This is a genomic window from Luteococcus sp. Sow4_B9 (genome assembly GCF_052116585.1).
GTDB lineage: Bacteria > Actinomycetota > Actinomycetes > Propionibacteriales > Propionibacteriaceae > Luteococcus.
Window position 1 is genome coordinate 1 of the sequence record NZ_JBQKKT010000012.1, and the last position, 22,264, is coordinate 22,264.

23 protein-coding genes and 2 tRNA genes are annotated in these 22,264 nt (G+C 66.9%); 14 read left to right on the top strand and 11 right to left on the bottom strand.

Annotation, left to right across the window (positions count from 1 at the left end; all coding sequences use genetic code 11):
• Nucleotides 1-36 precede the first annotated feature (36 nt).
• Nucleotides 37-109: transfer RNA gene (locus ACTQ49_RS08905), tRNA-Arg, on the bottom strand.
• 356 nt (nucleotides 110-465) lie between these two features.
• Between ACTQ49_RS08905 and ACTQ49_RS08910 the strand changes: the two genes are divergently transcribed.
• The 4 genes from ACTQ49_RS08910 (at nucleotide 466) to ACTQ49_RS08925 (ending at nucleotide 4,079) form a co-directional block, all read left to right on the top strand.
• Nucleotides 466-1,869, top strand: a complete 1,404-nt coding sequence (locus tag ACTQ49_RS08910; protein ID WP_441827495.1) for a UTP--glucose-1-phosphate uridylyltransferase — start codon at nucleotides 466-468, stop codon at nucleotides 1,867-1,869.
• Complete coding sequence (locus ACTQ49_RS08915; protein ID WP_441827496.1) at nucleotides 1,862-2,236, top strand: hypothetical protein; 375 nt, start codon at nucleotides 1,862-1,864, stop codon at nucleotides 2,234-2,236. The genes ACTQ49_RS08910 and ACTQ49_RS08915 overlap by 8 nt, the downstream gene beginning before the upstream one ends.
• A gap of 63 nt (nucleotides 2,237-2,299) precedes the next feature.
• On the top strand, nucleotides 2,300-3,211 hold the full coding sequence (locus ACTQ49_RS08920; protein WP_441827497.1) for a hypothetical protein: 912 nt from the start codon (nucleotides 2,300-2,302) through the stop codon (nucleotides 3,209-3,211).
• A complete protein-coding gene (locus tag ACTQ49_RS08925; protein WP_441827498.1) occupies nucleotides 3,204-4,079 on the top strand; it encodes a hypothetical protein in 876 nt (291 codons plus the stop codon). The genes ACTQ49_RS08920 and ACTQ49_RS08925 overlap by 8 nt, the downstream gene beginning before the upstream one ends.
• Nucleotides 4,080-4,224: 145 nt before the next feature.
• Here ACTQ49_RS08925 and mscL read toward each other — a convergent pair whose 3' ends face one another.
• From mscL to ACTQ49_RS08945, 4 genes are all read right to left on the bottom strand, one after another.
• Nucleotides 4,225-4,590, bottom strand: coding sequence for a large conductance mechanosensitive channel protein MscL (gene mscL / locus ACTQ49_RS08930; RefSeq protein WP_441827499.1), 366 nt, complete (start codon nucleotides 4,588-4,590; stop codon nucleotides 4,225-4,227).
• 304 nt (nucleotides 4,591-4,894) lie between these two features.
• Nucleotides 4,895-5,506, bottom strand: coding sequence for an SAF domain-containing protein (locus tag ACTQ49_RS08935; protein ID WP_441827500.1), 612 nt, complete (start codon nucleotides 5,504-5,506; stop codon nucleotides 4,895-4,897).
• 123 nt (nucleotides 5,507-5,629) lie between these two features.
• Nucleotides 5,630-5,989, bottom strand: coding sequence for an FmdB family zinc ribbon protein (locus ACTQ49_RS08940; RefSeq protein ID WP_441827501.1), 360 nt, complete (start codon nucleotides 5,987-5,989; stop codon nucleotides 5,630-5,632).
• 599 nt (nucleotides 5,990-6,588) lie between these two features.
• Nucleotides 6,589-7,215, bottom strand: coding sequence for a 5-formyltetrahydrofolate cyclo-ligase (locus ACTQ49_RS08945; protein WP_441827502.1), 627 nt, complete (start codon nucleotides 7,213-7,215; stop codon nucleotides 6,589-6,591).
• An 18-nt stretch (nucleotides 7,216-7,233) separates the two neighbouring features.
• On the opposite strand from ACTQ49_RS08945, the gene glp reads away from it, so the two are divergent.
• From glp to ACTQ49_RS08975, 6 genes are all read left to right on the top strand, one after another.
• Nucleotides 7,234-8,550, top strand: coding sequence for a molybdotransferase-like divisome protein Glp (glp, locus tag ACTQ49_RS08950; protein ID WP_441827503.1), 1,317 nt, complete (start codon nucleotides 7,234-7,236; stop codon nucleotides 8,548-8,550).
• A complete protein-coding gene (moaC, locus tag ACTQ49_RS08955; RefSeq protein ID WP_441827504.1) occupies nucleotides 8,543-9,166 on the top strand; it encodes a cyclic pyranopterin monophosphate synthase MoaC in 624 nt (207 codons plus the stop codon). The genes glp and moaC overlap by 8 nt, the downstream gene beginning before the upstream one ends.
• A gap of 5 nt (nucleotides 9,167-9,171) precedes the next feature.
• Complete coding sequence (locus tag ACTQ49_RS08960; RefSeq protein ID WP_441827505.1) at nucleotides 9,172-9,681, top strand: MogA/MoaB family molybdenum cofactor biosynthesis protein; 510 nt, start codon at nucleotides 9,172-9,174, stop codon at nucleotides 9,679-9,681.
• A 14-nt stretch (nucleotides 9,682-9,695) separates the two neighbouring features.
• Nucleotides 9,696-10,367 carry a GNAT family N-acetyltransferase gene (locus ACTQ49_RS08965; protein WP_441827564.1) on the top strand — a complete coding sequence of 224 codons (672 nt, stop codon included), beginning with the start codon at nucleotides 9,696-9,698 and terminating at the stop codon, nucleotides 10,365-10,367.
• A gap of 130 nt (nucleotides 10,368-10,497) precedes the next feature.
• Nucleotides 10,498-11,247 (top strand): hypothetical protein, encoded by a 750-nt coding sequence (locus ACTQ49_RS08970; protein ID WP_441827506.1) that lies wholly within the window; start codon nucleotides 10,498-10,500, stop codon nucleotides 11,245-11,247.
• Nucleotides 11,248-11,360: 113 nt separating this feature from the next.
• A tRNA-Ala gene (locus ACTQ49_RS08975) sits at nucleotides 11,361-11,433 on the top strand.
• A gap of 66 nt (nucleotides 11,434-11,499) precedes the next feature.
• Here ACTQ49_RS08975 and ACTQ49_RS08980 read toward each other — a convergent pair.
• The 5 genes from ACTQ49_RS08980 to ACTQ49_RS09000 are packed head-to-tail and all read right to left on the bottom strand — an operon-like array spanning nucleotide 11,500 to nucleotide 16,548.
• Nucleotides 11,500-12,588, bottom strand: a complete 1,089-nt coding sequence (locus tag ACTQ49_RS08980) for a tyrosine-type recombinase/integrase (protein WP_441827507.1) — start codon at nucleotides 12,586-12,588, stop codon at nucleotides 11,500-11,502.
• Complete coding sequence (locus ACTQ49_RS08985; RefSeq protein WP_441827508.1) at nucleotides 12,585-12,794, bottom strand: helix-turn-helix transcriptional regulator; 210 nt, start codon at nucleotides 12,792-12,794, stop codon at nucleotides 12,585-12,587. Before ACTQ49_RS08985 ends, ACTQ49_RS08980 begins: the two co-directional genes overlap by 4 nt.
• A 3-nt stretch (nucleotides 12,795-12,797) precedes the next feature.
• Nucleotides 12,798-14,348 carry a replication initiator gene (locus ACTQ49_RS08990; RefSeq protein ID WP_441827509.1) on the bottom strand — a complete coding sequence of 517 codons (1,551 nt, stop codon included), beginning with the start codon at nucleotides 14,346-14,348 and terminating at the stop codon, nucleotides 12,798-12,800.
• The gene (locus ACTQ49_RS08995) at nucleotides 14,345-16,120 is read right to left on the bottom strand and encodes an FtsK/SpoIIIE domain-containing protein (RefSeq protein ID WP_441827510.1); all 1,776 of its coding nucleotides are present in this window, start codon (nucleotides 16,118-16,120) and stop codon (nucleotides 14,345-14,347) included. Before ACTQ49_RS08995 ends, ACTQ49_RS08990 begins: the two co-directional genes overlap by 4 nt.
• A 2-nt stretch (nucleotides 16,121-16,122) precedes the next feature.
• On the bottom strand, nucleotides 16,123-16,548 hold the full coding sequence (locus tag ACTQ49_RS09000) for a plasmid replication, integration and excision activator (protein WP_441827511.1): 426 nt from the start codon (nucleotides 16,546-16,548) through the stop codon (nucleotides 16,123-16,125).
• 122 nt (nucleotides 16,549-16,670) lie between these two features.
• Between ACTQ49_RS09000 and ACTQ49_RS09005 the strand changes: the two genes are divergently transcribed.
• From ACTQ49_RS09005 to ACTQ49_RS09015, 3 genes are read left to right on the top strand one after another with little or no spacing between them, the layout of a single operon-like run.
• On the top strand, nucleotides 16,671-17,492 hold the full coding sequence (locus tag ACTQ49_RS09005; protein ID WP_441827512.1) for a hypothetical protein: 822 nt from the start codon (nucleotides 16,671-16,673) through the stop codon (nucleotides 17,490-17,492).
• Between the two features lie 20 nt (nucleotides 17,493-17,512).
• Nucleotides 17,513-18,307 (top strand): protein phosphatase 2C domain-containing protein, encoded by a 795-nt coding sequence (locus ACTQ49_RS09010; protein ID WP_441827513.1) that lies wholly within the window; start codon nucleotides 17,513-17,515, stop codon nucleotides 18,305-18,307.
• An 11-nt stretch (nucleotides 18,308-18,318) separates the two neighbouring features.
• Entirely contained in the window at nucleotides 18,319-19,047 is a 729-nt protein-coding gene (locus tag ACTQ49_RS09015) for a hypothetical protein (RefSeq protein ID WP_441827514.1), read from the top strand.
• A 1,214-nt stretch (nucleotides 19,048-20,261) separates the two neighbouring features.
• Here the strand turns inward: ACTQ49_RS09015 and ACTQ49_RS09020 are convergent.
• Entirely contained in the window at nucleotides 20,262-20,825 is a 564-nt protein-coding gene (locus ACTQ49_RS09020) for a serine/threonine protein kinase (RefSeq protein ID WP_441827515.1), read from the bottom strand.
• Between the two features lie 582 nt (nucleotides 20,826-21,407).
• Between ACTQ49_RS09020 and ACTQ49_RS09025 the strand changes: the two genes are divergently transcribed.
• Complete coding sequence (locus tag ACTQ49_RS09025; protein ID WP_441827516.1) at nucleotides 21,408-21,977, top strand: hypothetical protein; 570 nt, start codon at nucleotides 21,408-21,410, stop codon at nucleotides 21,975-21,977.
• Nucleotides 21,978-22,264: the final 287 nt, after the last annotated feature.

Here is a 22,264-nt window from a genome sequence, read left to right on the forward strand (position 1 = left end):
CCCCGCCCCCCCCCCCCCCCCCCTTCGCTCCTGTCGCGACCCTGGGAAGATTCGAACTTCCGGCACACGGTTTAGGAAACCGTTGCTCTATCCCCTGAGCTACAGGGCCTCGCACCAGATGGCGCTCGTCCAAGGATACGTTGCCCGATTCCGCTGGTGCGAATCGTGCCCCGTCCCGGGACGCCGATGGGCCTGATGAGGGGCTGAAGGTGCCCCTGTGGGGGAGTCTGCTGGCACCTGTCCCTCCTAGTGTGGTGGACACGGCGATGCCATGCGTCGTATGTCTCCTGGGGGTGGGTAGACGGCTTCGGCCCTGCGCGTGGCATCGCCGTCCTGTGTCCGCTTCCCGCATCTGCAGCGCCAGTCACGCGCAATAGCACACTCTTGGGACAGGCCTTCGCGTCGTCCGGTCAGGGCTGCCAGCGGGCTGGGCCCCGGCGCACCGCAAGCCCATAGGATCGAGACATGAGTGCCAATGGTCTTGAACTTGCAATCGAGAAGATGCGCACCGCGGGGGTCAGTGAAGCTGCCATCGAGGTGTTCAGCCACTACTACGGTCAGCTGGAGTCGGGAGCCACGGGGATGATCCCGGAGGACAGCATCGAACCGCTGTCCGCCCCGCCAATGCTCGACGACGTCCAGATCGACGAGGAGCAGGCTCGTGAGGCGATGTCCGCCACCGTGATCATCAAGCTCAACGGTGGGCTGGGCACGTCGATGGGCCTGGACAAGGCCAAGAACCTGCTGCAGGTGCGCGACGGGAAGACCTTCCTGGACATCATCGCCCAGCAGGTCCTCCAGGCGCGCGAACGCTATGACGCGCCCCTGCCGCTGCTGCTCATGAATTCCTTCCGCACCCAGGACGACACCCTGGAGGCCCTGGCCAAGTACCCGGAGCTCGCCGTCGACGGGCTGCCGCTGGGATTCGTGCAGAACCAGGAGCCCAAGCTGCTGGCCGACGACCTGACGCCCGCCGAGTGGCCCGCCGACCCCACCCTGGAGTGGTGCCCGCCCGGCCACGGTGACCTGTACACCGCACTGCTCGGCTCCGGTGTGCTGGATGCGCTGGTGGAGAAGGGCTACCGCTATGCCTCGGTGAGCAATGGCGACAATCTGGGCGCCGTGCCCGATGCCCGCGTCGCCGGATGGTTCGCCAGCACCGGTGCACCGTACGCCGCGGAGGTCTGCCGTCGCACCGTCAACGACCGCAAGGGTGGCCACCTGGCCGTGCGCAAGGCCGACGGACAGCTGGTGCTGCGCGAGTCCGCGCAGACCCCCAAGGAGGAGATGGACTTCTTCACCGACGAGCACCGTCACCCCTACTTCAACACCAACAACCTGTGGCTCGACCTCGTCGCACTGAAGGCGACGCTGGAGGAGCGTCGGGGTGTGCTGGGCCTGCCGCTGATCCGCAACGAGAAGACGGTGGACCCCGCCAATCCGGATTCGCCGAAGGTGATCCAGATCGAGAGCGCCATGGGTGCTGCGATCGAGGTCTTCGAGGGCGCCACCGCCATCTGCGTGGGCCGCGACCGCTTCCTGCCGGTGAAGACCACCAATGAGCTGCTCCTGCTGCGTTCCGACCTCTACCAGCTGGACGAGCAGGGACACCTGGTGGCGCAGGCCACCACTCCTGCCGTGACGCTGGGCAAGCCCTACAAGCTGGTGCGCGACTTCGAGGCACGCATCCCCAACCCGCCGTCGCTGATCCAGGCCACCTCGCTCGTGGTGGATGGGGACGTGACCTTTGGCAAGGACGTGACGGTCCAGGGCGACGTCCGGGTGAGCGCGAGCCAGCCGGCCACGGTGGCCGACGGTGCGGTCCTGACCGGTGAGGTCAACCTGGACGGTGCAGGCCAGGGTGAGTGAGCCCGATTCGCTGACGACGGCGGTGGCGCTCGCCCTCACCGGTGAGCGCCCGGCCGTCACTGCCGTTGCGGCCTCGACGCCGCAGGAGGTGGTGGAGGCGCTGGCGTCGGCTGAGTGGGACGCGCAGCGTGTGCAGGTCCTGCGGCTGGATCGCCAGGCTGCGGAGCTGCCCTGGCCCTTCCCCGTGCCCCGGGACGTCATCGCGCCCGTCGGCTTCGCCCGCTACGGCGCGGTCCTTGCCGAGGTCAGGCGATTGCTGGGCGTCGACGGGCTGGTTCCCACCCGCCACGAGGGCCCCAAGGTCTTCGGGCCCGCGGAGCAGCGGTTGTTGGCCGAGGTCCCGCCCCACCACGGCTTCGTCGGATAAGATTCTGTCATGTGACCAAGTGGTTGCTGCGATGTCCGGTGCGGTGGTGAGGAGCGGTCGACCATGAGTTCGACGCACGGCGAGGCCGACGGTCGCTTTGCGCAGGTGCTCTCGGACGCGATCGCACGCCACGGCCTCCGCCTCGACGAGATTCGCGACGCCCTCAAGGCGGCGGGTACGCCCGTGTCCATCGCCACCCTGAGCTACTGGCGCAATGGGCGATCGCTTCCCGCGCGCGAACGGTCGATGCGCGCCGTCGAGCAATTGGAACGTCTCCTGGAACTGGGCGTCGGGCAGCTGACCGGCGCCATCCCGAGTGACGCGCTGGAGCGGTGGGACATCGTCAAGGCAGCCAATGTCTCCGATCAGGGGCTGGCCCTGCTGGATGCCATGGGTCTCAAGCTCAGGGGCCAGTCCAGCAACGAATTCCTGCAGGACTGCGTCTGGGCTCACCGGGACGGACGTCAGCGCGAGGAGACGGTGCAGCTGCTCCGGGCGGAGATTGACGGGCTCGACCGGGTGCCGATTGCCTTCCGGATGGATTTCGCCACCGACGATCCGCCCCTGATCGAGTCGATCTCCGGGTGTGAACTGGGCCGCGTGGTCCAGCTGGATGACGAGGGTTTGCAGGCGGCTGAACTGCTGCTGCCCCGGCCCTTGGCCACCGGGGAGCTCCATCTGCTGGAGTACTCACTCGACTGGGACTACGGACCGGCAGCGGCGAGATTCGGCTTCTCCAGAGTGCTGCCGGCGGTCCTGGAGACCTATGTGATGCAGGTACACCTGGCAGAGCTCCCGTCCAGCATGGAGTACCACTCGCTGCCCAATGACTATCAGGGAGTGGACTCCGACAGTGACCTGATCCAGGTTCTGGAGCCCCGTCTGCACCAGCAGATGGTGCTCAGCGATGCGCTCGCCGGGCATCACTCCGTCAAGTGGTGGTACGACGAAGGACAGGGGCGCCGCGATGCGTGATCAGGCCGTCTTTGCCCAACGACTGCGGGAAGCACTGCACAACTCCGCGCTCTCGCTGGAGGAGTGTGCCTCCGCGCTGGTGGAGCGGGGAACGCCCGTCTCCGGGGCGACGCTCAGCTACTGGAGCACGGGACGCTCCGTCCCCAAGCGGGCAGGCTCCCTGCGGGCGGTCTCCGAACTGGAACGGATCCTCGACGTGCCGGCGGGGTGGCTGGCCGGTCAGGTGGGCACCGCCAATCCCTTCGGTTGGGCGCCAGGAGAGGTGCTGCCACGCCATCCCGATTTGTCGGCTGCTTTCGAACAGCTCGGAGTTGGACTGGACCGTCGTGTGCTGGTGACCCTGTTGCGGGATCGCACCGTCATTGGTGTCGACGCAGTGAGCAGGACCTTCTACCTGGTGGTGCGCGCCGACCGACCCGATGCCACGGTGCTGCCGTGGATCAACGAGATCCCGGGCGGTGCCGTGGACTGGCGGATGGAGCCGCTGGCGGATGCCGGGATGATGGACGTGCTGTCGCTCAGCCCGCTGGAGGGCCAGTCCTCGCGGCTGCTGGTGAGTGGCTTGCTGCTGCCCGGGCAACTGGCCAAGGGACAGCCCGCGGTGGTCTCGCACCGGCTGACTTTTTCCTGGGCCTCGCCCGGTGACCGCCTCCTGATGAACTCCGTCCACGCTCCTCGCCCGGACGGGGCGGGACATCTGGTTCAGGAAGTGGTCTTCGAGGCGGGGATCCCGCAGTGGGTGCGTTACGAGCACACGCCCGTGAGCGGTGGCCGGGCCGTGCCGCCCCGCGACCTGACTCCAGCGCGTGAGGTGCAGGTGACCCAGCGGGATGCCCCCGCGGGCCGGCACGTGATCACCTGGGGTTGAGGTGCCGCTGGGTTGCCGTCGACCGTGGGGCTCGTGAGGCGCGTGCGTGGGGCAGGAAGAACCCCCGCCGCCCACTGGGCGACGGGGGTTTCCTGTGGCTGTTGGGCGCATCGAGACGACGCGCCGGCGTGGCGATCGGCGAGGATCAGAGAGCGCGCTTCTGGTCGGCCAGCAGGTCGCGGATCTCGGCGAGCAGGCCCTCGGTGGTGTCATCGGCGTCGGCCGGGGAGGTGAAGCGCTCCTTGGCCATCTCGTAGGGCTTGACGACGAAGAAGTAGACCACGAAGGCCAGCAGGAGGAAGGCGACCAGGGCGGTCAGGAAGGGGCCGACCGTCGTGAGGCCGAAGATCTCCCACTCGTCGAAGGACGGGGCATTGCCGGCCTTGCTGATCAGCTCCATGATCACCTTGGTGAAGGCGGTCACGACGGTGGCGAAGGCGCCACCGATGATGAAGGCAACGGCCATCTCGACCAGGTTGCCGCGCATGATGAAGTCCTTGAAACCCTTCACGGGTTGCTCCTCTCGGTGGTGACAGGGGACCCGTGGGGTGGGCCTTCCGATTGTGTCGCGTCAAGCGTAGAGATGATTTGAACGTACAACAAGGCGGCAGGCGCCTGGTTCTCAATGTCGTCACAGGCAAGGCAAACATCCCGGCCGGTGCGGGCTCAGATGTTTGCGTTGATGAATGACCGAGCTGAACCGTGGGTGCTGTGGTGGCCGCGCCCTGCCACCTCTGGCAGTCCGGGCTGCGATGTCGCGAGTCCGCCGCCGGTATCGGGTGCGGTCATGGGTAGAGGGCGTTGCCTCCTTCGGGTCACCCCAGCGCAATCCCGAGCGGCTGCGAGGCGGCGGCAGCTGCCAGCCGACTGGCCGTGGCCGGATCACATGCCACCACCAGCAGCGGATTCCCCGTGCCGCCCAGGGCGTCCGACTGGCGCTGGGGTGTGGTGACCACCCGCACCCGCTTGGCCAGCGTCTGCACCTGGCCGTCGGCGCCAGGGCCCACCACGGTGATCCTGTCGCCGGGTTGCACCAGGGCCAGGATTCCCGCGTCGGAGATTCCGAACGGGACCAGCATCTCGCCGTCGACGGGTTGGTTCGTGGAGAGTAGGGAGCTGTCGGTCAGCGGCATGCCCGGTGGGGCGGTGGCCGTGAGGACCCGCCCCACCAGCGATTCGGTGGCCGTCGCGGCTCCTTCGGGGGCCAGCTGCGGGGGATAGCTGACGACGCGTAGGTCGGCCGCGGTGATGGTGCTGCCCGCGGCGAGCTCCCGGGCGGCCACCACGACGTCGGTGCCGTCGGGAGCTGGAGGGGAGATCGCCTGGATGGTCAGCAGGGTGGCCAACGCGGCGGTGACCGCGGCCAGGGAACGTCGGTGCCAACGCACCGCTCGGGCCAGCGCGGCCCACGAATCAGAAATCCTCACGCTGCACAGTGTGTGCATCGTGAGGACTTCTGGTTCACGTCATCCACAGGCGGGGCGGCCGGGCTCGCCTGTGGATGACGCCGCGGGGGATTACGGCGCGTGTGGATTGCGTCGCCGCGGGGATTACGTGGAGCTGCTCGTGGACTTCGACGTGGAGCTTGCGGACCCCGACGTCGAGGAACTGGCCGCCGAGCTCGATGATCCGCTGTTGGACGATCCACTGTCCGAACCGGTGCTGGAGCTGCCGGAGGAGTCGCTGGAGCTGCTGCTCTCCGACGAGCCGGTGGCTGCGGCGGCCTTGCCCTTGGTGCGGTTGTCGGTGGCATAGAAGCCCGATCCCTTGAACACGATCCCGACTGCGTTGTAGACCTTGCGCAGCGTTCCGCCGCAGTCCTCGCAGACGGTCAGGGCCGGGTCGCTGAACTTCTGCACCCGCTCGATCTCGACGCCACACTCGGTGCAGCGATATTGGTAGGTAGGCATCGTTCCCTCACTCGTGGCGGGGCGCTCGCCCCGCAGAACCGTTCGATTCTATCGACGCCACCTCAAACGCCCGAAATCCTGGACTTCTTCCCGGGCGCGCACGCCATTGCCAGAGGTCAATTGCCCGTGTTCCGACGCGGTGCTTCCTCGCGTGGGTTCGTGCGCTGGGGCGCGTCCTCGCGTGGGTTTCGTTGGAGCCCCTGGTGTTCGCGTGGGTTTCGTCGGGGCCCCTGGTGTTCGCGTGGGTTGTGTGTTCTCGCGACGGGTGTAGCGCACGCGGGATGACCAATCCCACGCGGCGCCGCTGGAACCCACGCGCGGTGATCATTCCCACGCGGGCCAGCCGCGCCGCCGCCGCAGTGGTGTGAGGGGCCTTGGTGTTCGCGTGGGTTTCGTCGGGGCCCCTGGTGTTCGCGTGGGTTGTGTGTTCTCGCGACGGGTGTAGCGCACGCGGGATGACCAATCCCACGCGCCGCCGCTGGAACCCACGCGCGGTGACCAATCCCACGCGGGCCGCTGGAACCCACGCGCGGTGACCAATCCCACGCGGGCCGCTGGAACCCACGCGCCGCTCCAATCCCACGCGCCGGGGCAAGACCTCAGCCAACCTCGCAGGGATGCAGTGCGTCGGGCAGCAGCAGGGCGTCGACGCGCTGGTCATGGGGCTCGGTCGGCAGATCGTCCAGCACCTCGTCGGGATTCAGCAGCATCCACACCGGCACATCCGCCCCCCGGTGCGCCAGTGCGCGGTCGTACCAGCCACCGCCCACCCCCAGGCGTCGGCCGTCCCGGGTTCCGGCCAGGCCGGAGCACAACACCAGCTCCGCCTCCGCCAGGGCTTCGGCGCCCAGTGCCGCGCCGGTTGGCTCGGGGATGCCCCACAGCCCGGGCCTCAGCGCCGCCGGACCTTCGAACCAGGCCCAGTCGGGATCTCGTCGCGGGCTCTCAGAGGTGGGGGAGAGCACGGGCACCAGCACCCGGTGTCCCAGGGTCCACAGGGCCGTCGCCAGCTCCAGCGTCCCCGGCTCGGGCCGCGGGGCGTGCGGCGGCACCGAGAGGTAGACCGAGATGGTGGCGGGTTCCACGTCGCGCAGCGCCTTCAGCACGATCGCGGTACGCGCCCGGTCATCGTCGAGCCGCTGCGCCACGGGGCGGGTCTGCCGGGCGGCCACCAACTGGCTGCGCAGCTCCTGCTTGGAGAGTCCGCTCAGGTGGGGTGAGGTCATTCGCCTATCGTAAGTGGCATGGCTCTGTTGCGTCGTAAGAAGAATGTCGTCGAAGAGGTCGTGGCTCCCGAGCCGCCGCCGGTGCTGCCCGAGCCGCCGGCACCCGGCCCCGACGGCCTGCGCATCATGGAGAACCATCGCGATTACCTGCTGAGCCTGGTGGAGCCGCTGTCGGCCTTCGGCATGGGGCTGCTCGACGCGTGGGACCTGGCGCTGTGTGAGGACATCGCCAGCCCCGTGGACCTGCCTGGCTTCGACAATTCCCAGATGGATGGCTACGCGGTGCTCGCTGCCGACGTGGCGTCGGCCACGGCGGAGGAGCCGGTCATCATGCGCGTCGCCGACTCGATCGCTGCCGGTGACGACGGGCAGGTGGAGCTCAAGCCCGGCCAGGCGATCAAGATCATGACCGGCGCCCCGATGCCGGCCGGCGCCGATGCCGTGGTCCCCGTCGAGTCCACTGACGGTGACATCCGTCGGGTGAGCATCTTCGCGCCGGTGGCCGCGGGGGACTATGTGCGGCTGCGTGGCTCCGACGTGACGGAGGGTACTGCCCTGATGTCGCAGGGTCAGCGGATGGACGCCCGCACCGCGGGCCTGTTGGCCGCCGCCGGCATTGACAAGGTGTTGGCACGCCCCCGGCCGCGCGTCGTGGTGGTCTCCACCGGGGCGGAGCTGGTGGAGCCTGGCCGTGACCTGGAGCGTCCCGGCCAGATCTACGACGCGAACAGCTACATGGTGGCCGCCGCCGCCAAGGCAGAGGGGTGTCAGGTCTGGCGCGTGCAGGTTCCGTCGGATGATCCCGAGCAGGTGCGCGAGGCCATCAGTGACCAGCTGATCCGCGCCGACCTGATCATCACCACCGGCGGCGTCAGCAAGGGCGACCACGACGTGGTCAAGCAGGTGATGCCGACGATGGGTCTGTGTGACTTCGCGGAGGTGGCCATCCAGCCGGGAAAGCCGCAGGGCTTCGGGTTGATCGGCGACGACGAGGTGCCGATGATCATGCTGCCGGGCAATCCGGTCAGCGCCTATGTGAGTTTCCAGGCCTTCGTGCGGCCGGTGATCCGCAAGCTGATGGGCGTCGAGCCCCAGACCCACACGCCGGTGCGCTGCATCGCGGGGTCGGTGATGCGTTCGGTGCCGGGCAAGCTGCAGTTCGGCCGCGGCTTCGTGATCGAGCAGGCTGGCCGTCGCACCGTCAACCTGGTGGGCGGTCACTCGTCGCACCTGCTGGGTGACCTGGCCACAGCCAACGCCCTGGTCCTGCTGGACGAGGACGTCGAGGTGGTCAATGCCGGGGAGCGCGTCATGGTCTGGATGCTCGATGACTGACCAGGACCGGCCCGTCTTCCGCCCCAGTTCCGTCGACGACTTCGTCCCCGAGGTCCCGCGTCACGAGGCCAACGAGGCCCACGATGCCCCTGAGCATCCGGTGCCGCGTCGGATGCCCGAACCGGCCGTCGAGAAGCCCGACGCCGCGCAACCTTTTCCCCACCTGAGCGGCACGGGCGAGGCGCGGATGGTCGATGTCAGCCAGAAGCAGGTCGCCGCCCGCAGCGCCACCGCGAAGGGGGTGGTCCTGCTCAGCCCGGAGTGCCTTGCCGCCCTGCGCGACGACGAACTGCCCAAGGGCGACGCGTTGGCCGTGGCCCGCATTGCCGGCGTGATGGGCGCCAAGAAGACCAGCGACCTCATCCCGCTGTGCCACCCGCTGCCGCTGACCGGCGTCGACGTCACGCTGGACCAGCAGGAGCGCGGGATCGAGATCACGGCGACGGTCCGCACCACGCACCGCACCGGGGTGGAGATGGAGGCCCTGACGGCCGTCTGCACGGCGGCGCTGGGGCTGGTGGACATGGTCAAGGCCGTCGACAAGCATGCCCGGCTCACCGACGTGCGCGTCACCGCGAAGAGCGGCGGCCGCAGCGGCGACTGGACCGAACAGTGACCCCGATGGAGCTCGACGGGCCGACCGACGGCCGGGGCCGGGGGAGGGCCGTCGTCATCACCGCCTCCGACCGGGCCTTCGAGCAGATCTACCCGGACCGCTCCGGTCCGCTGGCCGCCGAAGGCCTGGCGGCGATGGGATTTGCGGTGGACGACGTCCAGGTAGTGCCGGACGGAGAGGCGGTGGGCCTGGCCATCCGGGAGGCCGTGGCCGCAGGGGCGAGCGTGGTGCTCACGACGGGCGGGACGGGGCTGGGACCCCGCGATCTCACCCCCGAGGTCACCGAACCCCTGCTCACCCGGCAGTTGCCGCAGCTGGCCGCCCAGATTGCGCAGCGCGGCATCGACGCCGGAGTGCCCACCGCCTGCCTCTCCCGGGGGCTGGCTGGCATGGCGGGCCGCACGATCGTGGTGAACCTGCCCGGCTCCGTGGGCGGAGTGCGCGACGGTCTGGCCGTGCTGGAGCAGGTCTTGCCGCATGCCGTCGACCAGGCCCGTGGCGGGGACCACCCGTGACCTTCACCCTTCCGATGGGGGCGCAGTTCCCGTCGCGCCACCGTTGGCCGGTGGACCTGCGGTGTGGTCCGGTGGTGCTGCGCCCCCTGCGACGCAGCGATGCCGCACAGTGGCAGCAGGTCAGGCTGCGCAATGCCGCTTGGAATGGGCCGTGGGATGCCACCGTGCCGCCCGGTGCAGACCGCGTCGCGACGCGCTTCCCGCAGATGGCGAAGGCCTGGGAACGCCAGGCGCGGATGGGGCAGGCGCTGCCCTTCGTCATCTGCTGGGACGATTCCTGGCCGCAGCGGGAGACCCGCCCCCGACGTCTGCCGATGCAGGGGCAGATGACGGTCAGCAACATCGTCGGCGGATCGGCGCAGTTCGCCAGCGTCGGCTACTGGGTGGACGAGGCGATCGCCGGCCGCGGGGTGATGCCCACCGCCCTGGCCCTGGGGGTCGACTACTGTTTCCAGGTGATGGGTCTGCACCGCATCGAGGTGAACATCCGCCCCGAGAATGCGAAGAGTCTGAGGGTGGTTGAGAAGCTCGGACTCCGCGACGAAGGGGTGCGGGAACGCTACCTGCACATCGCCGGTGACTGGCGCGACCATCGCTCTTTCGCGGTCTGTGCGGAGGATGTCCCTGAAGGGCTGTTGAGCAGGTATCTCGCGGGGAATCCGCCTCGTTGGGCGCTGGGCGGATGACCCGGATCCTTGTCCACGCAGGGCCAGCACACATCCTTGGAAAGCGCAAGCCCTCAAAAAGCACAACTAGTCCTCGACACTCCGTTGAGGGTCCACCTTCGCCCTTCCGGCGGCCCGTAGCCTTGCACCCGTGACGGGACTGATCTTTGTGGCCATTGCGCTGGCTTGGCTGGCGTACCTCGTCCCGTCCTTCCTTGCGCGTCGCGACGGGAGCGAGATCGACGAGATCGACCCCATGGAGCGCTTCGGCGAGTCCGTGCAGATCGTCGCCCCCTCGTCCTTGGGTCGGGAGGATTCCGAGATCTCCACGCCGCTGACCCGACGGGCTGCTCGCGTGGAGATCCACCAGCTGGCCAAGCAGGCCGCCCGTCGCCGCCGCACGGTGCTGCTGGTGCTCTTCACCCTGACCGTCATCGCGTCCGTTGCTGCTGGTCTGGGCGCCGTCATCTGGTACACCCCGCTGGTTCCCGGTGCGCTGATGGTCGGATTCCTGGCGTTGTGCCGTTTCAGCGTGGTCAAGTTCAATGCCCGGCTGGATGCGCGGCTGGCCGAGCTGGACGTCGACTGGCGGGATGACACCGTGAGTTTTGAGGTGCCCTCCTCACTGCGGGAGGGTTCCCTGGGCGACGTGGAGAACTCGCACGAGCTGTCGATCGAGATCAGCGCGCCCGTCGAGGGGCTCAACGGCAGTCTGTGGGAGCCGATCCCGATCACCGTCCCCACCTATGTCAGCAAGCCGCTGGTGCCCCGCACGGTGCGCACCATTGACCTCTCGGCCCCCGAGCCGACGCAGGCCATCCAGCGCACGCCCGTCGTGGCGGAGGCTCCTGAGCGCGACCGGGGCGACGAGCAGGAGCGACGCCGCGCCGTCGGCGAGTGAGGTTGGCCCTCCGGCTCGACGAGTGACCGCGGGCAGCCCGTCGGTTTCCTGCTGGGGGCCGAGGAGTGCTAACCTACTTCTCGCGGCAAGTGCAGTGACACAACTCAAAACTTGGGGCATTGGCGCAGTTGGTAGCGCGTCTCGTTCGCAATGAGAAGGTCAGGGGTTCGAATCCCCTATGCTCCACAAGCAAGAAACCTCGCTGACTAGGAAGAACGTTTCCGGTCATGCGGGGTTCTTTCGATTTCTGGGTCATTGCGCCACCTCTCGCGGGCCCCCGGCGGTCCCCAGCCCTTCATCGAGGCTGGCATTGAGCCTTGCCAGACCGGCAATGTCGGCGGCGGTCCCCAGATGGTGCAGGTACCTGTTCGTCGTCGCGATGGACTCGTGGCCCATCCACGCCTGGACGGTCCCCGGGTCGACGCCACGGGCCAGCCACAGGCAGGCAGCGGTGTGGCGCAGGTCGTGGATCCGTCGGCCCTGGGCGGTGTGCTTCCAGTCGAGGGTGCGGACGACGGCGTTGCGGTGCAGCTGGGCGCCCATGTAGGTGGTGAGCAGCAGGTCGTCGGGGCCCTTGCCCAGGGTGAGGCGCTTGATGATCGGCAGCACCCGGTTGGCCACGGGTACGCGGCGCGAGCGGCCGCTCTTGGTGGCCTTCACGCCGACGCCCTCGGGAGCCGAACGACGTACCAGCAGGGCCGGGGTGGGCACCTCCACGAAGTCGGCGACGCGCAGCTCACGAGCCTCGGCCCAGCGAAGGCCGGTCCACCCGAGGACGAGCATCACGTCGGCCAGGCGCGGGTCACGCAGACGCCATGCTTCGTGGGCGGCCTCCAATTCCTCTTCGGTGAAGGGGTCCAGCTCGACGGGTGGCGCCGAACTCTTGGGCACCCGCACGGCCGTCACGGGGTTGGCGGCGATCAGCTTCTCCCGCACGCACCAGGCAAAGAAGACCGACAGGCTGGCGCGGTAGCGCACCACGGAGCTGTGGCCGAGCCCGCGAGCCAGCAGGGCTTCGAAGGAGCGGGCCACTTCCCGGCCACTGACTGCCGAGATCTGCAGCGCCTGCAAGCTCGTCGGCACCAAACGCAGCAGTTCGCGGTCGGTCTGCCAGGTCTTCGCCGCGACGGTGGTCCGCCGGATCTCGAGCCAGCGGGGGAGCAGATCACGCACCCGCTCCTTGCCGGCGCGAGGGTCGACGCCACCGGCCAGGGCAGCACGTTCCCGGGTGAGCCAGGCATTGGCTTCCCGGCGGGTGTCGAAGGTGCGGGAGGCGACCTTCACTCGTCCGCTCTTGAGGTGGGCCCGCCAGCGCCCATTGGGGGTCTTCTCGATGCTCATGCGGCAGCCCGCCGCAGCCAGGCCTCGACGTCGGCGCGCAGGTAGCGGGGGCAGGTGGGCGACAGCCAGGTGCAGCGCGGTCCCTGCCCGGTCTTGCGCCAGCGGCACAGGGTGGACGGCGAGACGCGGATCCACGCGGCCAGCTCCTCGCTGGTCAGGTAGTCGGACACGATGCCAGTGGCCGGCTTGGTGAGGGTGGTGGTCATGGTTCAGCTCTCCTTTGAGTAGTGGGGGATTGAGTGGTGGGGGTGTGTTGTTGTGGCCTTCCATTGCGCGTACTCGCGGGCGCGGGCGGCGGCAGCCAGGGCGAGTGCTTCGTCGGCGCTGGTGTCCCACCCGGTGCCGTCGTACGCCCAGTCGCGCAAAACGAGGGTGGTGTCGTCGTCCTCGTCGGTGAGCAGGTCGATGCTGTCCCAGTCGATGTGACGGCCGTTGTTCTGGTCGGCCATGAGCTTCTGGAAGCGGGCGCGGGCGCGTCGCAGGGCGCCGAGGGTGATGGAGTATCGGCGGCTCTTGGTGGAGAAGTGGCCGCGGAAGCCGAGTTCGTGGGACCACTTGCCCAGGTGCGTGTAGACGTCGAGCCCGTCCTTGCCCACCGAGCCTTCCACGGCGTCACCAGCACGGCGGCGGTTGTCGCGGCCCCGGGCGTATCCGCACCAGGTGCGACAGAGGGCGGCGAGTCGGTCGAGGTGCGGGTTGGTGGTGCCGTGCTTGGCGGCGGTGGCGTCCTTGGTGGCGTACTTGGCGAGGTAGCCGGCCACCTGGGCGGGTTGCAGCTCACGGTCGGGGTCATCCGGGCGGCGGCTGGAACGGACAGGCTTGGCATCGACCTGGGCGCCGAAGACCAGCAGCGTCGGCTTGATGGACGGGTGAGGCGACGGAGCCACGTAGGACACCGAGGCGGCAGCCTCGCGGGAGACCTGGGCGAGGACCTCGGCGGTGAGGCCTGCCGGTGCCGGGGCGCCGATGCCCTGGGCGGCGGGGCCGTCGAGGCGGATCAGGGCGTGGAAGTGGATGGCGCCGCGAGTCTGCATCTCGGCGACCTTGGCGAACTGCACTGAGCACACGTCGCGCAGCTTCGACGGCTTCACCTCGAGGAGGGTGGCGAGGTGTCGGCCGAGGGCGATGGTGAAGCGGCGCCACAGTTCGGGGGCCCACCACTGCCACAGGAGGTGGTGGTCGTAGCGGTAGCAGTCGGGGCAGATCGGCTGCCCGAGCAGCGTGTCGTTTTCGTCGTGCCGGGCGTTGCACCACTGGGGTTTGCCGTGCGGGCAGAGCTGGCCTTCACGACGCGCATGGCAGGGCTTGCCGCTGCGGGTGCCGTGCACGGGGCCGAAGGAGGGTGCGGTGAGGGTGAGGAAGACCAGGGGATTGTCGGCCACGGTCTCGGGGACGTTCTTGCCGCCCTGGACGCCGCAGCGGATCACCTCGAAGGTCTCGCGGGCATACAGGCGCGAGCAGGACGGGCAGACGGTCTCGCGGCGGTTGCCGCAGCGCTGGAACAGGACGCCGAGGGGCTGGTCGGTGGAGCGGAAGACGCTCAACACCTCACCCGTGGCGGCATCGATCCGGGTGGTGGAACCGGTAAGTCGGATTGGGTGGGCGCAGTGGCCGACGTGGGCGGCGGCCTGGGCGAAGGCGTCGAAGGTGCCGTCCTTGATGCGGTCGAGGAGGGCGGCCTGGGCGCGGGGGCTCAGGTCGAGGGTGAGAGGGGCGGCCTCTCCGAATCCCTCGAAGTGGGCCCCCGCGTGGCCGGTCATGCTGCCTGCGGTCCTTCCTGCTCGTTACGACGGTCATTGAGCTCGTCGCCCTCACGGTCCTTGAGCCTGTCGAAAGGACCATCGGCCTCAGGGCCACGGTCCCCGAGCGACCCATCCCGATCCCCGAGCCTGTCGAGGGGATTTCCCTGGTCCTCGCGGTTGCGGGGCTGGCGGGGCTTGCGCGGGGCCCTGGGCTTGCGAGCACGCGGGGCTGCGAACGCTTGGGCGGCGTCGACCACCGGCGAGGTGGCCGGGGGCAGGGCGTCCTCGGCGACCTGCTGCTCGGTGGGCAGGGCGACGTGGACGGGCGACGGGTAGCGGCGGGCGACCTCGCGGATGGTCTTGTCGGGCCAGTAGTCGGCGCGGACCTTGTCGAAGGTGCCGTCCTCGTCCTGGATCCAACCGGTGCCCTGCTGAGAGCGCAGGATGCGGTGGGCGGGGGCCACACGGGTGGTCTCGTCGCCGAGCACCATGCGCGTCTCGGTGGAGCTGTTGAGCCGCAGGGCGAGGGCCTGAGTGAACAGGTTCCGCATGCCGACGATCTCCTTGCGCGGGTCCTGCACTGCGGCGACCACGATGACGCCGAGGGCACGGCCCTGGGTGAGCACCTCCGACAGCAGGCGGGAGGCCTCCTTGACGATCTCGGGAGGGCCGTAGGAGGTGAGCACGGCCAGCTCGTCGATGACCAGGACATGCAGGGGGTCACCAGGGCGCGGCTGGTGCAGGCGCGAGACACCGGCCATCTCCGCGCCCCGTGCGTCGATCACTTTGCGGAGCTGACGCAAGACTTCCAGTGCCTGGGCGGGGGTGGTGGCCATGCAGCAGAACAACTGCTTGCCCATGGACAGTTCGAGGCCGTGCTTGAGGTCGATGCCCCACAGCTGCACCTCGCCCGTAGGGACGGCCGGAGCGAGGTTCCCGACCACCGACCACATGGGCGACCCCTTGCCCGAGCCGGACGCGCCGACGACCAGCGTGTGCCGCCCGATCACCTGCAGGTGCCACGTGGTGCCCACCTGGGTGCGGCCAGCCGGGACGACGCCTACGGAGCCCAGCGCCTCACGGCTCAGAATGCTGGCCTCACGGCCCGAGGCGAGGGTGTTGCGCATCATGAGCTGCACCTCCACCTGGCATTCCGAGACGAAGGCGCACCGGCCCGAGGTGGCTGCGGCTGCGACCTGCAGGGCCGGGACCGCGGCCTCGATCTCCTCCAAGGTCTGCCCGATGCGAGCCCTGATCCGGAGCACCAGCAGGTCACCCCGTGTCTCGACGCGCGACAGGTACGGGGCGACCCAGTGCTCAACCGTCCGCGGTTCCCGCACGTATTCGGTGTGGTCCCCGACGCGAACCTTCCGGGTCACCTTCACTGTGCGGGTGCGCTGCACCGACAGGCCGCACTCACGTGCCAGCACGTCCCAGTTCTTGCGTGCCCACCGACGCCACCGGCGACGACGCCACGGCCCGGCCACGAACCGGTCGAAGGTGAACGGGTTGACCACCGACCAGACGACCCCGGCAACCAATGTCGACAGATAGACGCCCAGCAGCACCAGGCCACCCAGATCCGCCGTGCGACTGTCGATGCCGTAGCCGACGATCAGACCGATCCATGCCAGGTAGCAGGTCAGCATCCACGGCCATCCCCGTCGCACGCCGAGGACAAGGCGCCACATCAGCACGCCGGACAGGCGAACGAACCGCGAGACACAGTCCCCAACCGCACGGAGGGTCGCAGTCCCCGGCATCGGGCGGGTGAGCGTTGCGGCGCTCATGCTCAGGCCGCCTTGCCCTGGTCTCGGGTGGTGCCGCTGGTGGGTTCGGCGAAGCCGGTGGCGCGCAGGGAGTAGGCGATCTTCGGGCGAGGCCCGTTGTCATCGATCCACGGCGTGACCGTCAGATCGGTGAACCGCACCGGGGTGAAGGGGAAGCCGGACTTGTTCTCCGGCGGCACCGGCTGATGCTGGCAGACCAGCTTCACGACGACGGTCTTCTCCCGGTTGCCAGCCTCCGGGTCAGGGTCGAGGACGGCGACCTGCCAGATCGGCAGGCCTGTCTCCTTGTCGAGCTGCTGGGGACGCGAACCGTCCGGACGACGCGCGGCCTGATCGAAGTTCAACACCGGTTCCACGGCGCCGACCAGGTACGGCGGGAGGGGGAAGACCGTCTCCTGGGCGACGGTGAGCTTGCGCGCAATGGCCATGACCAACTCCTGTTTAGTGGGTATGAACCCCATGTATCGCAAGAAAGCGATGAAGTTTGTAGGGGCTAAACCGAACTGTACTCACGGCCTCGGCCCTGTCAAGCACCTCTAAACTGGACCCCATGCAGAGCGACCCCAGGTTTGAGGCAGTGCGTCGGATGACCGACCCGCTGGCGCAAGCGCGCGCGGCGGGGGAGTTGATCGGCGTGTACCAGCAACGTTCCGTGGAGCTGTCTCGCATTCGCAAGGCGGCGATGGAAGCAGCCGTCGACCAACGAGGCATCACCTTCACCGAGCTGGCCAAGGAGCTGGGGCTCACCAAGGGCCGCGTTTCCCAGATCCGTTCGGCGGCACCGCCCAGGGAGCGTGCACTGTTCGGGGTCGGCCCCATCACCTTGGCCGCGCCGCTGCGCGCCGGCGACCGGCCCGAGGGCTACATTTCCCGGCATGACTCCATTGCGGTGGAGAAGATGGCTCAGCTCCTCACCTCGCTGAGCTTCTCGGTGGACCGCTACCTGATTCCCAGCGACGGCCAGTGGATCCCTGGGCCTGATGCCGTGGCCATCTGTGGCCCCAAATCCTCGCCGGTTACGGCCGAGGCCATTGCCAATGACCCATGGCTGGACTTCTCGCAGGATGCCCAGGGCAACTGGCTCTTGCGACACTGCGATGGGGAATCGTTCACCTCGCCATTTGACCTCGGTGATCCTTCGCGGGATCTGGCCTACGTTGCCCGCCTGCCGTTCGGTGAGGGCAGCATCTTCGTCATTGCGGGCGTTCACGCCTTGGGCTCCCTGGGGGCCGTGGAGTACCTGCAGCGCCATGCCCATGAGCTGTACGACCATGTAGGGGAGCAGCACTTTTCGATGATCGTCAGGGGTGCGTTCGACACCCAGGGCAACTCGACCGAGACGGAGGCGCTGTGGGGACCCGCGATCCACTAGTCCGCATCGAGGCGGCGACGTTGGCTGGCGGCGACCACAACCAGGACCGCTATGCCTACGGCGACGGATGGGCATTCGTGCTTGATGGAGCAAGCAGCTTCGGTGAAGCGCCACCCGTACATGACGGTGGCTGGTACGCCGAACGGCTCAAGGAAGCCCTGACGGAAGGCCTCGCCAATGACTCGAATGGTCCCATTTCTAAGATCGTGGCCAAAGCCATCCGACAAGCCAGCGCGGCTCACGATGAATTCACTCAGGGGGTCTGTCCAACCAGCACCATTGCATTGGCTCGCTGGGATTCTTGCGTACTGGAGTTTTATGTCTTGGGGGACTCCTTCGCTGTGTGGCGAGATGTCGAAGGGTGTCAAGAGATGTCGGACTTGAGGTTGGCCACTGTCGGCTCCGAGTTGAGGGAAATTTACCGAAATAGGCTCGCCTCTGGCACCGGTTTTGATGGCGAACATCGGCGGATCCTTACTCGTCTGCAAGAAGTGCAGGCTCGAGCACGGAATACGTCGGGTGGCTACTGGATCGCGGGAGCGGATGATCGCGCGGCGTGGAACGGCTGCCAAAAACGGTTATCATTGAGTTGTGTGCCAGAGTTTGCGCTGGTGACAGACGGACTATCAATAGATACTCGCCGAGAGATTTTTTCGAAGAAGTCCCTGGGTGAGCTCATGGAAAGACAGCAGGTGGAGGAATCCCTGGATGTGAATGGATGTGCCTATCCCAGAAGCAAACTGCATGACGATAAGACTGCAGTAAGAATTCGCGTGGCTCGAAATGAGCAGGTAGGTTCGGGAGGGTGTCGTTGAAGGAAACCAATATGACGAATCCCGCCGATGGTTCGAAGAACCGCAACCGGTCCAGGTCTTGGGAGTCCTCTCGTCAAAAGCCAGGCCGGCGCTTCGAGCCCCTCCAAGAGCTGCCTCTGCATCATGACGCGGAGCTGCTGAGCGCCGGGCTGCGTGGGGCGGGGGCAGGTCTCTTGTTGATGCGCGAAGTTGCGACTCCTACGGGAATTCCAGACCTAATTGCAGTCGTTGGCGACGAGAGCAGACTGGAGAAGCGCCTATCCTTAGATGTTCCACCTTTGGTCAATCAAATAGATTCGGCTCTTGTTGCAGCGCTTTCTTCTGGCTCTCCTAGGTCACTAGAATGGATTTCTAGGGATCTTGGATGGCCTATCGAAACTCTAAAGAGGCGAGTCCCGAATCTGTTGAGGCTGGGGGCTATTAGTACCAAAAACGGCACGACCTATCGACGCTCACCGAACCTTGTTGACATCGGGAGCATTATTGCTTTTGAGGCGAAAGTATCTGATTGGCGGCGCGCCGTGAAACAGGCGCATGCCTATGATGTGTGGGCGGACAACTATGTAATTGTAATGGGGAATTTGAGTGCGGGCGCTCAGCTTTCCCTCGATGCGGTAGTCAAAAGCGACGGTGCTGGTTGGGCGCTAGGTAGTCAGTGGAGAGTAAAGCCCAAGGCTCGACACACCTCGAGAAGTCGCCACATGTGGGGTTCTGAACACATCGTGGCGGCGCTGATGTGAGCAGGTTGCAGTTCACTGCTAACCTGACTCCGAACGTTCTAAGGCCTCGCGGATAGCGTGTCACCATCCCTCGGTGCTCTTGTACAGGCGTAGACCTGTGGCGAAGGGGCGGATCCACTCGACCGCTGATGTGTTCGTGGGGTGGCGGGTCGCGCACTGTGCCCACTCAACCTCAGCGCGGTCGTATAGATTTGCCAGGTGTATGCATCGTGCGCGGTAACTGCCTTGGGCCTGGATGTCAGCCACGACCCCCGCTAGGACGCCCGTGTGGTGGAGGAAGGCCTCCTTGGGGCCGGGCGCGGGTAGCCCCCCGGCGCCCGCAATAAATGCGGCATGACGCGCATTGAGGACCTGTGCTTCCTTGTCTTCAATCCACCCCAAGAGGCCGCGAAGTGTCGGGCGAGTGAACCAGCCACCGCCGCCGCCTGAAGAATCGCGGGGAGCATAGTCCGAGTAACAAAGAGCACGCTGTCGGCGATCCCAGCCAGTGCCCACCGTCGATGCCCCAGCGGCCACAGCTGGAAGGGCAGCGAGATCCCCATGGGACACGTGGATAGGCACGCCCCCCTCAGAGAGAGCTCGGACGGTTCGACATAGGCCATGGATAGCCTCGTCGCTCGTCGGGGCTGGCAGAATGTTGCTCGGTCTCGCGACAGAGATGAACCATCCAGAGGGTTGAAATTGAGCCAAAGCGCCAATATGACTGTCTAGGTCTCGGCCGCCAGCCCAGAAGGGATCAGTTCCGGAGATAGCTAGCCATGCATTTGGATCTTGAGATACGGCTTCTCTAGCTAGATCCAAAGCAGTCACGCTCGAAGGGCCAAGCCCTGCGTGCAACAAGACTGTTGGACTCAAGCGGGTCGCGTTGATGGAATCTTGAACAGCGAAAACCTTTTCGACGTGTGCTTGTTGTAGAGCTGGGGTTGAGAGATCTCCGCGAACTCCGCCCCAAAGATCGTACTGGTCGTAGTATCGGAAATCACCCACACCGCTCATCTGAAGAACCTCGGTCAATGGGTTGAACCAAACCTTGGTTCCAGCTGCGGAGAGATCATCCGATTGCTTTATGATACCAGGCTTCTTGCCGGGTCCGACAATGTGGGTCGAGGGGGTAGCCCAAGGGTTCAACACCACGCCGCTGCTGACACCGGTAGCAGTCGCTTCGTTCATCCACTTGGTCAGGTTCGGACGAGGGCTATCCTCGATCATAGTACTCATACGAGGGCTCCAATCGCGTCGCGCAGTCTCGCGCCATTGATGTAACGCCTAGCTGGCTGACGGTGTAGGCAGCGCATGACGAGCTCAACCACGCTGTCATCGAGGTCGGGCCGAACGCTCGTCAATGAAGTGGAGATATTGCCGTTAATTAGTCGTCGCAAATAGTCGTCGTCGTCCCCTTGGTAGGGGAAGGGGGATGTCCCCGTTAGTGCAGTGAACAGGAGGATCCCCACGCAGAAAACATCGGAAGCAGGCGTGGGGCCGCCGGAGTAGCTGTTGAGATGCTCGGGACTCAAGAACCCTGCAGTCCCAGGCTGCCCAGCCACGGTTATCCCTGAGAGCAGCGTGTGGCGAGCGAACCCGAAGTCCATAACCTTATAAGACCCGTTGTCGAGTCGACGCACATTATTGCTACTAAGGTCCCGATGAACCACTCCTACAGCATGGCCGGCCGAAAGGCCATCGGCTACATCCCATCCGAGTCGAGCAGCGTCGCTCCAGGTCCACGGGTGGGAGAGAAATCCCGTGAGTCCGCCCCATTCAGACGCTCTTCCAGCCAAGCCGCGCCCACAACGGGGTCGCCCAGTTCGACCAACGAGGATTCAACACGCACCACGTGGTCATTCGAGAGTCTCCCGAGAAGAGTCACCTCACGCTCAGCCCTTCTCACGGTATCGGGCGTGCCTTGCCCAACCATGACCACCTTGAGTACGAGACTTACCCCGTCTCGGTTCCTGGTTACTGCCCTCACCACCTTCTGCCCGCCTGGCGCACCGATTGGGCCAGCATCGGTGACGTCTAGGGCCTCCGCAGCTTCGCGGATCTTGTCATCAGACAGAACATTCACACTCGGAACATACCCCAAGGTAGGTCACGACTTCCTTGTGTAAACAGAGAATTCTGCGGGGTGTGAGAACTTTCTCTACTGACTCAAGGCGCCTTCGGCGCACGTGACCGGCGGCAGCGGGGCCTCGCGACAGGGGCCCGCGCTCCGGTCGCTTCGCTCCCTCTGCGCACCCCGTCGCACCCCACCACCACCGGCCACGCACAAGCGGGACGCCCTGGGCCAGGTGGTCCGAGGCGTCCCTCTAGTTCTGTGGTTCGATCCATCCTCGAGCGGCTATGGGCCATGATCAGGTGCCATGAGCAATCCCACCCAGACGCCATTCACCTGGGTCTCGTCCTCCGCAAGAACGGAGTGGCTCGACCTGAGCGAGCCCGCCTGGCGCGAGACCGTCGGTTTCGGGCCCGCAGGGTTCCCCGCCTACGCGCGGCTGGGCCTGCTCGCACCCCCGCCACCAGGACGAGGCGCACTCGCCCAGCTGTCTGGCGACGACGGCGCTGAGGTGCGAATCCTGGATGCGGCTGTGTCCGTGCTGACTGCATGGACCAGCACCCCCGAGGACGCGTACTTCCTGCTGTGGGACGGGATGCCCTGGCCCGAGTCCCTGCCGCGGCCTGCTCGACCGCCCCTGACCAGCTCTGCACGCAACTACTACATCCTGCGAGGCCCGCTCGACAGCCTGGCCGCCGGTGGAGAAGAACAGCTCGACGGAATCACCCCAGCCTTCATCTGGCCCGCCGACCGTGCATGGTGCCTCGCCTGCGACGTCGATCCCGACTGGGCAGGAATCGGCGCCCCAGCAGCAGCCATCCAGGCACTTCTGACGGCACCCGGACTCCAAGTCACCGCCGCCGGGCGATCCGACTAGGACGCCGCCACGATCCATGCCGGCAGCACCCGTCCGGGCAAAGTCCTCACCGGCATGGACCGCGCCGGACCGAAAATCGAACAGTGCGTGAGGCGCGGGCCCCCGGCGGGCCCCCGAGTCGAAATCGACGGCATCCGCGCACCCCGCGGCACGGGTGAAACCGCTTGTGAGCGACGTTCGATCCCGCACGGGAGGCGTTCGCAATGAGAAGGTCAGGGGTTCGAATCCCCTATGCTCCACAAGCAAGAACGCCGGTCCAGATGGGCCGGCGTTCTTCGTCGTCAGAG